The organism is Sediminicoccus sp. KRV36, from assembly GCF_023243115.1.
In the GTDB taxonomy this organism is placed as follows: Bacteria; Pseudomonadota; Alphaproteobacteria; order Acetobacterales; family Acetobacteraceae; genus Roseococcus.
In genome coordinates, this window is sequence record NZ_CP085081.1 from 3,831,631 (window position 1) to 3,845,614 (window position 13,984).

The following is a 13,984-nucleotide window of genomic DNA, read 5'->3' on the forward strand; positions in this document are numbered from 1 at the left end:
CCCTCAGCCCTTGCGGGAGGCGGTGAGACGCAGCGCGGCCCGCCCGGCCTCACCGCCCGGCAAGGGGGCGGCGGCATCGCCCGGGGCGCCGCGCAGCCGGGCCTCCAGGGCCAGCAGCCGCGCCGGGGTCACGCCGCGCGCCTCACCGCCATCGGGCAGCATCACGGCCTCGATCATGGCCAGCCGGGCCGCGACATCGCCCTCGGCGGCCCATTGCAGAGCCATGACGCGCAGTGGCGGCACGCTGCGATCCTCCATGGCGAGGGCGATCCGCACCTCGCCCGCCGCATCCGTCTCCAGGCTGAGCGGCAGGATCAGCGCGCCCCCGGCCTCGGGCAGGGCCACGCGGCCGCCGGGATGCCGAAGCTGGCTCGAAGCACCCGGCCGGACTTGGAGATGCAGCAGCACGCGCAGGCCGCCCGCCGCTTCCGGCGGCACCCGCAGGCGCAGCACCGCATCGGGCGCCAGGGCCGCCACACCCGTCGCATCCGCCGCCTGGCTCCAGCCCTCGGCCAGGGTGCCCAGCCAATCCTGGCGGGTGGCGGCGGCGCCATAGATGACGGCGCGGCCGGGTGCCAGGACCTCGGCCTCGGTCGCGGCGGCGAGGATTTCGCGCAGCGCCACGCGGATGGGCCGCCGCTCGCCCTCGGCCGGCGGGTCGGTCCCGCCGGGGGCGGGCGGGTCGGTCGCGCCATCGAGCACGAGGCGGATGGTGGCCGGCCCGGCGGGCAGGTCCAGCGCCAGCATCGCCTCCTGCCCCGGCGCCAGCTCCGCCCATTGCAGCGGTGCGTCGCCGGCGGCGAGGCCGGCGCGATTTTCCTGCACCCAGGGCACCGCCTGCAGCCGGAACCACAGCCGCAACGGCGTCTCACAATGCAGCTGCAGCGTGCCTGAGGGGCCGATCAGCCAGGCGCCCGGCGCCTCCGGCGGCTCGAAACCGGCGCCAAGCGTGAGCAGCTGTCCTGGCATGCCCGGATGCTCGGCGGCGGTCGAGAAGCTGAGCCGGCTGCCGGGGATGAGGCGCGGGGCTTCGGCCATGGGGCGCTGCGGGGCCGGGGCGGCCATGCAGCTGGCGACCTCATCCAGGAAATGCCGCGTCACCTCGGGCCAGCCGCGCGGGGTGAAGCCGGCGCGCAGCCGCGCCTCGGCCGCGGCCAGGGCGGCGCGGTCGGTCAGGAAATGCCGCACGCGGGCGGCGATGTCGCGCGGGGAAAAGGCGTCAATCGGCTCGGCGAAGCCGGCGGCGGCCTCGGGCGTCGCACCCTCCATGGCGGCGAGGCAGAGCTTGCCGAGGGCCAGGGATTCGCCCACCGGCAGCCCCCAGCCTTCGGTGAAGGAGGGAAAGATCGTGAAGAGGCAGCCGCGATACAGCGCCTCCAGCTCGGGGTCGGAGACGCCATGCACCACGCGGATGCGGCCCTCCAGGAAGCGCGTGGATTCCAGCTGCGCCATCAGATCCGCCACGCGCCAGCCAGGCCGGCCGACCAGCAGCAGCGGCGGCGGCTCCAGCCCCTCGCGCAGCAGGATCTGCCAGGCCTGGAACAGCGCCATGTGGTTCTTGCGGGATTCGATGGTGCCGACGCACAGCACGTAGTCCTGGCCGCGCAGATCGGCGACGGCGGCCGGGAAGGCCAGCGCATCCGGCGGGCTGCTGCCCGCGCTGTTGCCGAGGCGATGGGCCAGCGGCATGGGCCGGATCGGGATGGGGGCAGCCTCCATCGCGGCAAGGCGCCGGCCCAGCTCGGCCGCCGTGAATTCCGAGATGGTGAGCGCGAAATCCCACAGCTCGGCGCCCTCGGCCAGGCCCTGGCGGAAGGCGGCGACGGTGCCCTCGCTGGTATGCTCGGGATGGGTGAGGGGAATGAGGTCAAAGACCAGCACGCCGATGCGCAGCCCCGCTGCCCGCAGCCGCGCCAGCGCGCTGGGCACGCCGGCCCAGAACCAGAAGGCCCCCATGATGAAGAACAACCGCGCCGAGGGCAGGTGCGTCACCTCCGCGCGGTCCATGGCCCCGCTGACCAGCGCCTCGGCGCGCGGCAGGTCATGCGGCTCATGCAGGCAATAGGCGATGATGGCGGCCATATCCTCGGCCGCCAGGGTCCAGAGCGGGCCGAAGCGCTCGGCCAGGAAGACGAAGCGGGCCTCTTCGCGCGCGGCCGCATCCTCCAGGATGCCCTCGCAGAGGCCCAGCTGTACGCGCTGGATGCCGGTGGCGCGCCCGGTATCGCGCAGCATGGCCAGCAGGTCCGTCACGTCATAAAGCCGGCTGCCGCCCGGCACGCCCGCCTCGGCCGGCACGCCGCCGGCGCGGCGGATCGCCTGCCAGTTCCGCCGCTCGGGCCGCAGGGCGAAGGCCTCGCGCGCGGCGGCGATGGCCGCCTGCCGCTTTCCCGCCAGCAGCAGCGCCGCCGCATGGGCGCGATGCGCGGCCGGGTCCTGCGGCGTGCGGGCGAGGTCCTGCTCGGCCTCGTGCAGGCGCTCCAGCGCCAGGCGCTCGCGCTCGGAGAGCACGCGCGGCGAGGCGCCGGGCAGGCGGGGTCGGCGCTCGATGCCGGCAAGGGCGGCCAGCTCCTCGGCCGCGTGGTTGATCGGTGCGAGCTGGTCCGAAAGCGCATAGGCCTGCGCCGCTTCCTCCAGCCGGCCCTGGAGCTTCAGGGCATGGCCGAGTTGCAGCGCCACGTCATGGTCACGCGGTGCCAGCTCCTGCGCGCGGCGATAGGCCTGCTCGGCCCCCGGCAGATCGCCCGCCTCCTTCAGCGCATGGCCGAGCTGCACCCAGATGGGCGCATCCTCTGGCCGCCGCGTGAGGTAGTCCTGATAGCGGGCCGCCGCTTCGGGCCAGTTGCGCTGGTTGCGCGCGGCATCCCCCGCATCACGCAGGGCATCGGCGGCCTGGCGCGCGGCCTCCGCCGCGGCGCGGGCAGCCCTTCGCCCCTGTTCCGCCGCCCGCGCGGCCCGCCAACGGGATAAAAGGGCGAATGGGTTCAAGGACCGGCTCCGGGGATGGGTGATTCAATCCCCGGAGCGGCGCACGCCGTCAAGCATGCCCCTGGATGCGCAACGGCTCAGCCGCGGCGATGCACCAGCGCGTCGTAATCCTTCATCAGCGTCTCGGTGATGGTGCCGGGGGTGAAATCCCGGGCGCCGATGCGGCGCACCGGCGTCACCTCGGCCGCCGTGCCGGCCAGGAACACCTCGGTCGCCTGGGCCAGCTCATCGGGGTGGATCACGCGCTCCACCACCTTCATCTGGCGCTTCTGCGCCAGCGCCATCACGGTGCGGCGGGTGATGCCGTCCAGGAAGCAGGTGGGCTTGGGCGTGTGCACCTCGCCATTCATCACGAAGAAGGCGTTGGCGCCGGTCGCCTCCGCGAGGTCCCCCTTCCAGTCGAGCATCATGGCATCATCCGCACCTTCATCCATGGCGGCCTCCTTGCTCATGGTGCCGATCATGTAGAGGCCGGCGGCCTTGCTGGCGGTGGGGGCGGTCTCGGGGTGCGGGCGGCGCCACTTCGCCATGGCGAGGTTCACGCCCGTCATGCGCTGCTCCACGCCGAAATAGGCGCCCCATTCCCAGACGGCGATGGCGAGCTGCACCTTGGTGGCGCGGGCGGCGACCCCCATCTCCTCCGAGCCGCGCCAGGCGATGGGGCGGACATAGGCGTTGGTCAGGCCATTGCGCAGGAGGGTCTCGTTGCAGGCATCATCGATCTGCTGGGCGGTGTAGGGGATTTCGAAGCCAAGGATGCGGCCGGACTGGATCAGCCGCTCGGTATGCTCGCGCAGCTTGAAGATTTCGCCGCCATAGCAGCGCTCGCCCTCGAACACGGCCGAGGCATAGTGCAAACCATGGGAGAGGACGTGCAGCTTGGATTCGCGCCAGGGGCGGAACTCTCCATTCCACCAGATCACGCCGTCGCGGTCGTCGAAGGGAACCAGGGCCATGTTTGTCCTCCATAGCGCCAAGTGAGACCCGAACGGAATGCCGGGTATTGGGTTGGCGCATCATCCTGTCGTCTTACTCGATCTTTGTAGAATGACTGGAAAAAATGTGTCAATGAAGCTGACCGAAAACGGGAACATGGCTGCCATGCCGGAAACACTGAAGTCCGACAATTCCCCCGCCCCCAACACCCTGGGATCGGGCGGCACCCGCAGCCTGCTCTTCCTGCGCGAGGAGGAGCTGCGCCTGGCGCAGGACCTGCTCTATTTCGGCTATCGCGACTTCACCGCCGGGGCGGACCGCATCCTCGCCACGCTGGAGATGGGGCGCGCGCATCACCGCGTGCTGCACTTCGTCGGCCGGGCGCCGGGCATCAAGGTGGGGGAGCTGCTGGCCATCCTGGACATCACCAAGCAATCGCTCGGCCGTGTGCTGCAGCCGATGATCGAGCAGGGCTATGTGCGGCAGACCCCGGGCCTTTCCGACAAGCGGCAGCGCCTGCTGAGCCTGACCGAGCAGGGCATGGCGCTGGAAAGCCGGCTGTTTGCCGCGCAGCGCGAATGGGTGCTGCGCGCCTATCGTGAGGCGGGGCCCCAGGCGGTGGAAGGCTTCCGCCAGGTGATGCGCGGCCTGATGGGCCCCGATGCCCGCCAGCAATTCGAAGCCCTGGAACGCGCCGCCGCCCCGGGCCGCACCACCCCCGCCTTTTCCCCCAATCCCGCCCCCCGCATCGAGACCAGAGGAGGCTGAACATGGCCGAGATGAGCGCCGACATCCTGGTGGTGGATGATGATTCCCGCCTGCGCGCGCTGTTGCAGCGCTTCCTGACCGAGCAGGGCCACCGCGTCGCCGTGGCGGGCGATGCGGCCGAGGCGCGTGCGGCGATCGACGCCATGGCCTTCGACCTCCTCGTCCTCGATGTGATGATGCCGGGCGAGACCGGGCTGCAACTGGCCGAGCATCTGCGCAGCGAAGGGCATGACACGCCCATCCTCATGCTCACCGCCCGTGGCGATCCCGATGACCGCGTGGCCGGCTTCGAGCATGGCGCCGATGACTACCTGGCCAAGCCCTTCGATCCGCGCGAATTGGCGCTGCGCATCCGCACCATCCTGCGCCGCGTCACGCCCCCGGCCCCGCCCGCCGCCCTGCCGGAAGGGCCGATGCAGCTGGGGCTGCGCTGGTTCGACGCCGAGCGCTGCGAATTGCGCGGCCCGGACGGCACGCAGCGCCTCACGGGCGGCGAGGCCGCCCTGCTCACGGCCCTCGCGCGGCGCGCGGGCGAAGTCCTCTCCCGCGAGGAGATCGCGGTCGCCCTCGGCACGCCCGATGCGGGCGAGCGCAGCGTGGATGTGCAGGTGACGCGCCTGCGCCGCAAGATCGAGACGGACCCGCGGGAGCCGCGCTTCCTGCACACCATCCGCCACAAGGGCTATGTGCTGAGGCCCGGCCCGTGAAGCCCGCCCTGAAGCGCCCGGACAAGCCGCTGCTGCGGCGGTTCGGCGCCTTCTTCCCGCGTGGCCTGCTGGCGCGCACCCTGCTGATCATGCTGCTGCCCTTGATCCTGCTGCAGCTTGTCGCGCTGCAGTTATTCTATGGCGGGCATCTGGATGTGATCTCGCGCCGGCTTTCCGCCGGGCTCGCCGGCGATGTCGCCTTCGTCGCGCATCTGGTGGACCAGGCGCCGGAGGGCATGCGCAACCAGATCCTGCGCGAGGGGAATTGGCGGCTAGGCGTCTCGCTCGGCTTCGAGCCGGGGCAGCTGCTCGGCACGCCGCCGGCGCGGCCGGCCTGGATGCCCTTCCTGCCGCTGGAGGAGGATCTGGACCATGCCCTGCGCGAGCGCATGAACTTCGCCTTCGACGCCGATTGGCACAGCGACCCGCAGGCCATCGTCATCCGCGTGCAGACCGCAACGGGGCTGCTCTCGGTGGAGGCGCCGCGCAAGCGGCTGTTCAGCAACACGCTCTATGTCTTCGTGCTCTGGCTGGTGGGCTCGGCGCTGCTGCTCTCGGGCATCGCGGTGCTGTTCATGAAGAACCAGGTGCGCGCCATCCGCCGCCTGGCCGAAGCCTCGGAATCCTTCGGCCTCGGGCGGGACACGGCACCCATCAAGCCCGAGGGCGCCCGCGAGGTGCGGCAGGCGGCACTCGCCTTCAACGCCATGCAGGGGCGCATCCTGCGCTTCGTGAACCAGCGCACCGAGATGCTGGCCGGCATCAGCCATGATCTGCGCACGCCGCTGACGCGCATGCGCCTCGCCATCGCCATGCTGCCGCGCTCGGCCGACACGGCGGAGGATCTGGAGGCGCTCAACCAGGATCTGGAAGAGATGGAGCGCATGGTGGAGACCTATCTCGCCTTCGCCCGCGGCGAAGGGATCGAGGCGCCGCGCCCCTCGGATCTGGTGGAGCTGGTGGAGGAAATGGCCGCCAAGGCGCGGCGCAGCGGTGCCAATGTGGAGGTCCGGCTGCCCGGCATCCTGACCCTGCCGCTGCGCGCCGATGCGCTGAAGCGGGCCCTGGGCAATCTGCTCGACAATGCGCGGCGGCATGCGCAGCGCGTGGCAATCGGCCTGGCACCGGTGCAGGAGGCCGGGCGGAACTGGGCGGAGCTGACGGTGGATGATGACGGCCCGGGCATCCCCGCCGCCGACCGCGCCGAGGCCTTCCGCCCCTTCAGCTCCGGCTCGGCCACCGGCACGGGGCTGGGCCTTGCCATCGCGCGGGATATCGTGCGCGCGCATGGCGGGGAGATCCTGCTGGAGGAAAGCCCGATGGGCGGGCTGCGCGCGCGCATGCGGCTGCCGGTTTAAGGGGCCTCCGGCGGCTGGGGCCATGGGCCCCAGACCCCGATCCGGATGGCGGCCATGCAGGTCCAGGACCGCCCCGAAATCATTGGGGTCTGGGGCCCATGGCCCCAGCCGCCGGAGGCCCTTCTTCTCGCCTGCACGCATGGCAGCCCCGCGTGCCCTGCGGCTGAAACCAGACGGGGGGCCACGCCAAATCCTGACGGCAATCGGAGGGTTTCCAGCCTATGGCGCAACGGCAGCTGCATCTGGGGGCCTTCATGCGCCCCGTCGTCATCCACACCGGCGGCTGGCGCTATCCGGGGGCCTGGCCTGGCGCCAATTTCAGCTTTCCGCAGCTGAAGCAGCTCATTCAGACGCTGGAGGCCGGCAAGTTCGACGCCTTCTTCATGGCGGATCACCTGGCGCTGCTGAACATGCCCATCGAGGCGCTGCGCCGCAGCCACACCGCCACCAGCTTTGATCCGCTGACGCTGCTGCCGGCCCTGGCCGCCGTGACGGAGCGCATCGGGCTGATCGCCACCGCCTCCACCACCTATAACGACCCCTATCATGTGGCGCGGAAATTCGCCTCGCTCGATCATATCTCGAACGGGCGGGCGGGCTGGAACCTCGTGACCACCGCGAACCCGGATGCGGCGCAGAATTTCGGCCAGGATGCGCATATGGCGCATGGCGAACGCTACAAGCGCGCCCGCGAATTCTACGATGTGGTGACCGGGCTGTGGGACAGCTTCGCCGATGACGCCTTCATCCGCGATGCGCAAAGCGGCATCTTCTGGGACCCCGCGCGGATGCATGTGCTGAACCATGTGGGGCCCGAGCTTTCGGTGCGCGGGCCGCTGAATGTGGCGCGCCCGGTGCAGGGCTGGCCGGTGATCGTGCAGGCCGGCGCCTCGGACGCCGGGCGGCAGATCGCGGCGGAAACCGCCGAGATGGTCTTCGCCGCCGGTGGTCCCATCGCCGAAGCCCAGGCCTTCTACGCCGATGTGAAGGGGCGCGCCGCAGCCCTTGGCCGCAACCCGGACCACCTCAAGATTCTGCCTGGCGTGCTGGTCGTGGTGGGCGCCACCCTGGAGGAAGCGCGGGCCAAGCGCGCCCTGCTGGACAGCCTGGTGCATGAGGAAAGCGCCATCGGCGCGCTGTCCATCGCGCTCGGCGTGGATGCGCGCGACTTCGACCCGGATGGCCCGCTGCCCGAGATCCCGGAGACGGAGGCCAGCAAATCCGGCCGCGAACGCGCCATCAACATGGCACGGCGGGAGAACCTCACGGTGCGGCAACTGGCGCAGCGCCTGGGCGGCTATGGCGGTGCCGCGATGGTGGGCACGCCGGCCAGCATCGCCGATGAGATGGAGGCCTGGCTGGAGGGCCGCGCCTGTGACGGCTTCAACGTGATGTTCCCCTATGTGCCAGGGGGCCTCGTGGATTTCGTCGAGCAGGTGGTGCCGGAATTGCAGCGCCGCGGATTGTTCCGGCGGGATTATGCGGGGACGACGCTGCGCGAGCATCTGGGGCTGCCACGGCCGGCCAATCGCTTTTTTGGCTGAGTGCTGCCTCAGAAGGGCCTCCGGCGGCTGGGGCCATGGGCCCCAGACCCCGTTTGTTGTGGCTGGGTCCGGCCCATGGCCCCAGCCGCCGGAGGCCCTTCGCCAAAGTGAACTCGCCCTAAGCCGCCAGCCGCTTGGACGTCTCCACCACCTTGCGCGTCTTGTCCTCCGCGCTGGCGGCGGCGGTGGCGATCTCCTCCAGGCTGCGATTGACACTCTCCACCGCACCCGCCGCGGATTGCATATTGGCGGACATGTCGCGCGTGACGCCGCTTTGCTGCTCCACCGCGGCGGCGATGCCGGTGGTGATGCCATCAATCCGCGCAATCGCATCGGCGATGGAGGCGATGGCGGCCACGGCGCCTTCCACGGCGGTCTGCACCTGGCCGACCTGGGCGGCAATCTCCTCCGTGGCGCGGGCCGTCTGCCCCGCCAACCCCTTCACCTCGGAGGCGACGACGGCGAAACCCTTGCCCGCATCCCCCGCCCGCGCCGCCTCGATGGTGGCGTTCAGCGCCAGCAGGTTGGTCTGCCCCGCGATATCGGTGATGAGGCGCACCACCTGGGTGATCTTCTCGGCCGCCGTGACCAGTTCCGTCACCATGCGCGTGGCCCGGTCCGCCTCGCCCGTGGCGGCGGTGGTGGAGCGGGACGCCTCGGCGATCTGGCGGCTGATCTCATGGACCGAGGCCGCCAATTGCTCGGCGCCGGCCGCCACGGCCTGCACGCTCATCGCCGTCTCGCGCGAGCGGCCGACGGCCTCGGCGGCGCGATTCTGGGTGAGGGAGACGGTGCTGCCCACCTCGTTCAGCTCGGCGTCCACCTCCTGGCCGAGGGCGACGCGGCGCTGGCGTTCCTGCATCTGCGCCGTGATGTCGGTCGCGTATTTGACGATCTTCACCGGGCGGCCGGTCATGTCGAGGATGGGGGTATAGGCGGCCTCGATCCAGATTTCGCGGCCGCCCTTGCCCAGGCGGCGGAACTGGCCGCGGCAGTTTTCGCCACGCGCCAGCGCCTCCCACATCTGGCGATAGGCCGGCAGCGCGGCTTCGGCCGGGTCCATGAAGATGCGGTGGTGCCGGCCCCGGATTTCGCTGAGGCCATAGCCTGTCGCGGCCAGGAAATTGGCATTGGCGTCGAGGATATGGGCATCCAGCGTGAAGCTGATCACCGCCTGGGCCCGGCCGATGGCGGCCACCTGGCCATCATGATCGGCCGCGCGCAGGCTGCGCTCGGTGATGTCGGAAGCGAGCTTGATGATGCGCACCACCTGGCCCCCGGCGCCCATCACCGGGCAATAGGTGGCCTGGATGTAGATCTCCCGCCCGCCCTTGCCGAGGCGCTTGAACTGGGAGGATTGGTGGCGCCCGGCGCGCAGCTCATCCCAGAAGCAGCGGTATTCCGGGCTTTCGGCGGTGCCGGGCTCCAGGAACATCCCGTGATGGCGGCCGCGCACCTCTTCCAGCGTGTAGCCCATCACCTCCAGGAACAGCGGATTCGCCTCGATGATGGTGCCATCGGGCTCGAAGCTGATCGCCGCATGCGCGGCCATGACCGCCGAAAGCGCCCCCGCCGCGCCCGAGGGAATGAGATGGGAGAGCCAGTTCGTCATGGGATCCTCGCCTTGCCGTGCCTGGCCCATTTGGCCAGTGCAAGCGGGATAACGCCGATTGCATGAAAGCGCGGTTAAGGCGCCCCAAGCCGGGAAACGCGGGAATTCCGGGCCAGCCCCGACCCAGCGCCGATCAGCCCCGCGCCGGCAGGCTACTCGACGCGGCCGATGCGCTGGACGGCGGCCACGAGCCGGGCGGAATCCTCGGCGAAGAAGCGCGCGAAATCCGGTGCGTCGAGATAGCGCGGGGGGGAACCCGCCGTCTCGAAGGCGCGCAGCAGATCGGCATCCTGCATGGCCTGGCGCAGGCTTTCGCGCAGCCGCAGCTGGATCGGCGCCGGTGTGGCGACGGGCGCGAAAAGCCCGGCCCAGATGTAGAACTCCACCTCCCCGAAGCCAGCCTCGATGAAGGTCGGCACCTCGGGGAAGGCCGGCGCGCGTTCGCGCCCCCAGCAGCCCAGAACGCGCAGCCGGCCGGTCTGCACATGCTGCGTGAGGGTGCCGGGCGCGGTCGCCAGCGCCTGGATATTGCCGGAGAGCAGCGCCGTGATGGCCGGGCCCGCCCCCTGGAAGGGGACATGCAGCAGGCGAATCCGTGCGGCGGCCGCAAACATCTCCATCGCCACATGCAGCGTGCCATAGGCGCCCGAGGAGCCATAGGGGATATCGCCCGGCCGGGCGCGCGCGGCGGCCACGAATTCCGCGAGGTTCCGCCAGGGGGCGCTGGCCGGCACGGCCAGCATCGTGGGGTCGGCATTCACCAGCCCGATCGGGGCGAATTGCTCCACCGTATAGGGCGGCGCGCGGCCAAACAGCTTTTCCGCCTCGGGGATGACGGCAAGGGAGGAGAGCGCCATGAGCAGCGTCTGCCCATCGGCGGGGGCGCGGGCGACGAAGCCCGAGCCGATGGCCCCGGCGCCGCCCGGCCGGTTCTGCACCACCACCGCCTGGCGGAGGTTGCGCTCCATGGCGGCGGCAACCGGGCGCGCGGCAAGGTCCGCCTGGCCGCCGGGCGGAAAGCCCACGACCATGGTGACGGGGCGGCTCGGGAATTCAGCCGTCTGCGCGGCGGAATCGCGCGCCCAGCCCAAGGGCGCGGCCAAGGGCAGGGGCGCGGCCAAGGGCAGGGCGAGCAGGTCGCGGCGCGGGAGCTTCATGCGGCGGCGGCGGACTCATGTTCATCGGCCGGGCGCATGGCGGCCGCGGCGCTGAGTTCGGGATCACCGCCATGGGGTGGCTCATAGAAGGCCGCCGCATTGGGGGCCTGCTCCGGCAGCTTGCAGATCTGCGTGGCTGTCAGGGGCCGGCGGCGAAGCATGGGCAAGTGTATGGGTCCACGCATGATCTTGATCCTTGCACCGGCGTTGTCACTCAATAGTCGCAAAGCAGCCGTCAGGCCACCCGATTCTCCAGGGTCCCGATTCCCGGAACTTCAATCCGCACCACATCCCCCGAGGCGAGGAAACGCGGCGGCGTGAAGCCGATGCCCACCCCCGCCGGGGTGCCGGTGGCAATGACGTCACCCGGCTCCAGCGTGATGGCGGCGCTGATCGCTTCGATCAGCGTGGGCACGTCGAAGATGAGGTCACTGACGGGGGCATGCTGCCGCTGCTCGCCATTCACCCAGGTGGTGAGGGTCAGCGCCGTGGGGTCGGGCACCTCGTCGGCCGTCAGGATGGCGGGGCCCATGGGGCAGAAGCTGTCCAGCCCCTTGCCGAGGATCCATTGGCTGTGGCGCTTCTGCAGATGCCGCGCCGTCACGTCATTGATGATGGTGTAGCCAAAGACATGCTTCAGCGCGTCAGCCTTGGTGATGCCGCGCCCACCCTTGCCGATGACGACACCCAGTTCGCCCTCGTAATCCAGGCCGCCCGTGGGATCGAGGTGGCCCAGGATGGGCTCGCCGGTCGCGATGATGCTGGTGTGTGGCTTGCTGAACACCACGGGAAAGGGCGGCACCACATCCTTGGCGCCACCATCGAAGCCGGAGCCCGCGAATTCCTTGGCGTGCTCATGGTAGTTCTTGCCGACGCAGAACACGTTCTTCGGCGGGCGCGGGATCGGCGCCAGCAGCCGCGCCTCGGTGACGATGGGGGCTTCCATCACGGCCGGCACGCGGCCCGCCGCGATGCGGCCGGACGCGATGAGGCCCAGCATGTCCCGCGGCAGGGAGGGATCGAGGGCGGTGATGTCGCGCACGGCGCCGGAGGCATCAAGCGCACCCACCCGGGTGCCCATGCCATCGGTAAAGGTCACAAGCCGCACGCGTCGCTCCCGCCCTGATCAGGGGGCGGGGTGAAGCATCTTTTCATGACCGTTACAAGACAGGGGGGTGAAATGCGCGGGCGGGGTCCGGGCCGGCCCGCGCTACAGCGGCGGGGCGGCGGGTGTCTGCAGCGCCAGTTCGATCACGCGCGCCGCCTGGAAGCACAGGTCATCCCGGTAGAGGGCGGCAGCCACCTGCACGGCGCGGGGCATGCCCTCGGAATCCAGCCCGACGGGCACCGAGATCGCCGGCTGGCGCGTGAGGTTGTGGGTGAAGGTCCAGGGCGCCCAATCGCGCCACAGCGCCATGCGGGGCTGGATGGTCGGCTGATCCGCGCCGAACGCCGCGGTCGGCGTGCAGGGCGTCAGCATCAGGTCATAACGCTGGTGGAAGCGCGCCATGGCGTGCGCCGCCTCGATCCGCAGCGCATCGGCGGCGAGGAAATCCACCGCACTCATCTGGCCCTCGGCGGCGGCGACCTCGGCGATGCCGTCATCCAGCAGATGCCGCTTTTCCTCGGGCACGGAGGCCAGCAGGCGGGAAAGTGCCACCCCCCAGACACGGCCGAAAATGGCGCGCGTGTCCGGCAATTCCGGGTCGGCTTCCTCGATGATGGCGCCGGCGGCTTCGAGGGCGCGGGCGGCCTGCATCAGCGCCGTCTCGCCCTCGGCATCGAGGGGCGCGTCAAAGCCCATGCGGCGGACCAGGGCGACGCGCAGGCCGGTCACACCCTCCTCGATGCCGTCCCGCCAGTCGCGCTTTTCATCTGGCAGGCAGAAGGGGTCGCGCAGGTCATGCCGGGCCATGGCGTTCATCATCAGCGCCGCATCCCGCACGCCGCGCGCCATGGGGCCGGCGACGGCGACATTGGCGAAGGCGCCGAGCGGCCATTGCGGCACGCGCCCGAAGCTGGGCTTCACGCCCACCACGCCGCAAAACGCCGCCGGGATGCGGATCGAACCGCCGGCATCCGTGCCGATATGCAAGGGCCCGAAGCAGGCGGCGGCTGCGGCCCCTGCCCCGCTGGAGGAACCGCCCGGCGTGCGCTCGCGATTCCAGGGGTTGCGGGTGATGCCGTGCAGCGGGCAATCGCCCGGCGACTTCCAGCCGAATTCCGTGGTGGTGGTCTTGCCGATGATGACCGCACCCGCGAGCTTGAGGCCGAGCACCGAGGGCGCATCTTCGGTGGCGGGGGTGGCGTCCGTGGTGCGGCTGCCGCGCCGCGTCGGGAAGCCCGCGACGTTCAGCAGATCCTTCACCGTGACGGGCACGCCATCCAGCCCCCCCATGGGGCGCCCCGCCGCCCAGCGCGCCTCACTCTCGCCCGCCTGTTGCAGGGCGCGGGGATTGAGGGCGGCGAAGGCATTCACCCAGGGGTTCATGCGGGCGATGCGCTCGGTCACGGCCTTCAGCGCCTCGACCGGTGAGAGGGCGCGGCGGGCAAAGAGCGTCAGAAGCTCTTCGGCTTCCATCAGGGCAGGGTCGGTCTGGGTCATGCGCGCAAGATGCCCGCGCGAGGGCCGCGCGTCACCTGTGCAGGGCGGTCAGGCCGGTTCGGCGAGGTCGAGGCGGCGTTCGACTCGTTCCATGCGGTCGCTCAGCCGGTCCACGCGGGCCGAGAGATGCGCATCGGGCTATGCCAGATGGGCGAGTTCACGGCGCACGGCGGCGAGGCCGAGTTCCACGGCCGTCAGCCGCGCCTTCACCTCGCGCACATCCTCGCGCAATTCGCCAATCTCGGCACGGATGTATCGCAGATGTTCCAGGACAAGGTTGTCACTCATGGAATACATATACCACGCGCA

12 protein-coding genes are annotated in these 13,984 nt (G+C 70.7%); 4 read left to right on the plus strand and 8 right to left on the minus strand.

Annotated features, from left to right (window positions below):
* Positions 1-3: 3 nt before the first annotated feature.
* Both LHU95_RS18145 and LHU95_RS18150 read right to left on the minus strand, forming a co-directional pair.
* A complete protein-coding gene (locus tag LHU95_RS18145) occupies positions 4-2,988 on the minus strand; it encodes a glycosyltransferase (protein WP_248708356.1) in 2,985 nt (994 codons plus the stop codon).
* A gap of 77 nt (positions 2,989-3,065) precedes the next feature.
* A complete protein-coding gene (locus LHU95_RS18150; protein WP_248708357.1) occupies positions 3,066-3,944 on the minus strand; it encodes a branched-chain amino acid aminotransferase in 879 nt (292 codons plus the stop codon).
* A gap of 112 nt (positions 3,945-4,056) precedes the next feature.
* Here LHU95_RS18150 and LHU95_RS18155 point away from each other — a divergent pair, with 112 nt between their 5' ends.
* The 4 genes from LHU95_RS18155 (at position 4,057) to LHU95_RS18170 (ending at position 8,301) form a co-directional block, all read left to right on the plus strand.
* Positions 4,057-4,692, plus strand: a complete 636-nt coding sequence (locus LHU95_RS18155) for a MarR family transcriptional regulator (protein WP_248708358.1) — start codon at positions 4,057-4,059, stop codon at positions 4,690-4,692.
* A gap of 2 nt (positions 4,693-4,694) precedes the next feature.
* A complete protein-coding gene (locus LHU95_RS18160; protein WP_248708359.1) occupies positions 4,695-5,399 on the plus strand; it encodes a response regulator in 705 nt (234 codons plus the stop codon).
* On the plus strand, positions 5,396-6,757 hold the full coding sequence (locus LHU95_RS18165; protein WP_248708360.1) for an ATP-binding protein: 1,362 nt from the start codon (positions 5,396-5,398) through the stop codon (positions 6,755-6,757). Before LHU95_RS18160 ends, LHU95_RS18165 begins: the two co-directional genes overlap by 4 nt.
* A 221-nt stretch (positions 6,758-6,978) precedes the next feature.
* Positions 6,979-8,301, plus strand: a complete 1,323-nt coding sequence (locus tag LHU95_RS18170) for an LLM class flavin-dependent oxidoreductase (protein WP_248708361.1) — start codon at positions 6,979-6,981, stop codon at positions 8,299-8,301.
* Positions 8,302-8,419: 118 nt separating this feature from the next.
* On the opposite strand, the gene LHU95_RS18175 is transcribed toward LHU95_RS18170, so the two are convergent.
* The 6 genes from LHU95_RS18175 to LHU95_RS18200 all read right to left on the minus strand — a co-directional run bounded on the left by LHU95_RS18175 (position 8,420) and on the right by LHU95_RS18200 (position 13,963).
* Positions 8,420-9,913, minus strand: a complete 1,494-nt coding sequence (locus LHU95_RS18175) for a PAS domain-containing methyl-accepting chemotaxis protein (RefSeq protein WP_248708362.1) — start codon at positions 9,911-9,913, stop codon at positions 8,420-8,422.
* Between the two features lie 152 nt (positions 9,914-10,065).
* The gene (locus tag LHU95_RS18180; protein WP_248708363.1) at positions 10,066-11,070 is read right to left on the minus strand and encodes a tripartite tricarboxylate transporter substrate binding protein; all 1,005 of its coding nucleotides are present in this window, start codon (positions 11,068-11,070) and stop codon (positions 10,066-10,068) included.
* Positions 11,067-11,255 (minus strand): hypothetical protein, encoded by a 189-nt coding sequence (locus LHU95_RS18185; RefSeq protein ID WP_248708364.1) that lies wholly within the window; start codon positions 11,253-11,255, stop codon positions 11,067-11,069. Before LHU95_RS18185 ends, LHU95_RS18180 begins: the two co-directional genes overlap by 4 nt.
* 50 nt (positions 11,256-11,305) lie before the next feature.
* Positions 11,306-12,178, minus strand: coding sequence for a fumarylacetoacetate hydrolase family protein (locus tag LHU95_RS18190; RefSeq protein ID WP_248708365.1), 873 nt, complete (start codon positions 12,176-12,178; stop codon positions 11,306-11,308).
* A gap of 102 nt (positions 12,179-12,280) precedes the next feature.
* Positions 12,281-13,675: an amidase gene (locus tag LHU95_RS18195; RefSeq protein WP_248708366.1), complete on the minus strand. Its 1,395-nt coding sequence runs from the start codon at positions 13,673-13,675 to the stop codon at positions 12,281-12,283.
* Between the two features lie 138 nt (positions 13,676-13,813).
* Positions 13,814-13,963 carry a hypothetical protein gene (locus tag LHU95_RS18200; protein ID WP_248708367.1) on the minus strand — a complete coding sequence of 50 codons (150 nt, stop codon included), beginning with the start codon at positions 13,961-13,963 and terminating at the stop codon, positions 13,814-13,816.
* Positions 13,964-13,984 lie beyond the last annotated feature (21 nt).

Coding starts and splice junctions, on each gene's coding strand:
- LHU95_RS18200 (WP_248708367.1), bottom strand. CDS start 13,963: ATGAGTGACAACCTTGTCCTGGAACATCTGCGATACATCCGTGCCGAG.
- LHU95_RS18155 (WP_248708358.1), top strand. CDS start 4,057: ATGAAGCTGACCGAAAACGGGAACATGGCTGCCATGCCGGAAACACTG.
- LHU95_RS18175 (WP_248708362.1), bottom strand. CDS start 9,913: ATGACGAACTGGCTCTCCCATCTCATTCCCTCGGGCGCGGCGGGGGCG.
- LHU95_RS18160 (WP_248708359.1), top strand. CDS start 4,695: ATGGCCGAGATGAGCGCCGACATCCTGGTGGTGGATGATGATTCCCGC.
- LHU95_RS18150 (WP_248708357.1), bottom strand. CDS start 3,944: ATGGCCCTGGTTCCCTTCGACGACCGCGACGGCGTGATCTGGTGGAAT.
- LHU95_RS18170 (WP_248708361.1), top strand. CDS start 6,979: ATGGCGCAACGGCAGCTGCATCTGGGGGCCTTCATGCGCCCCGTCGTC.
- LHU95_RS18185 (WP_248708364.1), bottom strand. CDS start 11,255: ATGCGTGGACCCATACACTTGCCCATGCTTCGCCGCCGGCCCCTGACA.
- LHU95_RS18195 (WP_248708366.1), bottom strand. CDS start 13,675: ATGACCCAGACCGACCCTGCCCTGATGGAAGCCGAAGAGCTTCTGACG.
- LHU95_RS18180 (WP_248708363.1), bottom strand. CDS start 11,070: ATGAAGCTCCCGCGCCGCGACCTGCTCGCCCTGCCCTTGGCCGCGCCC.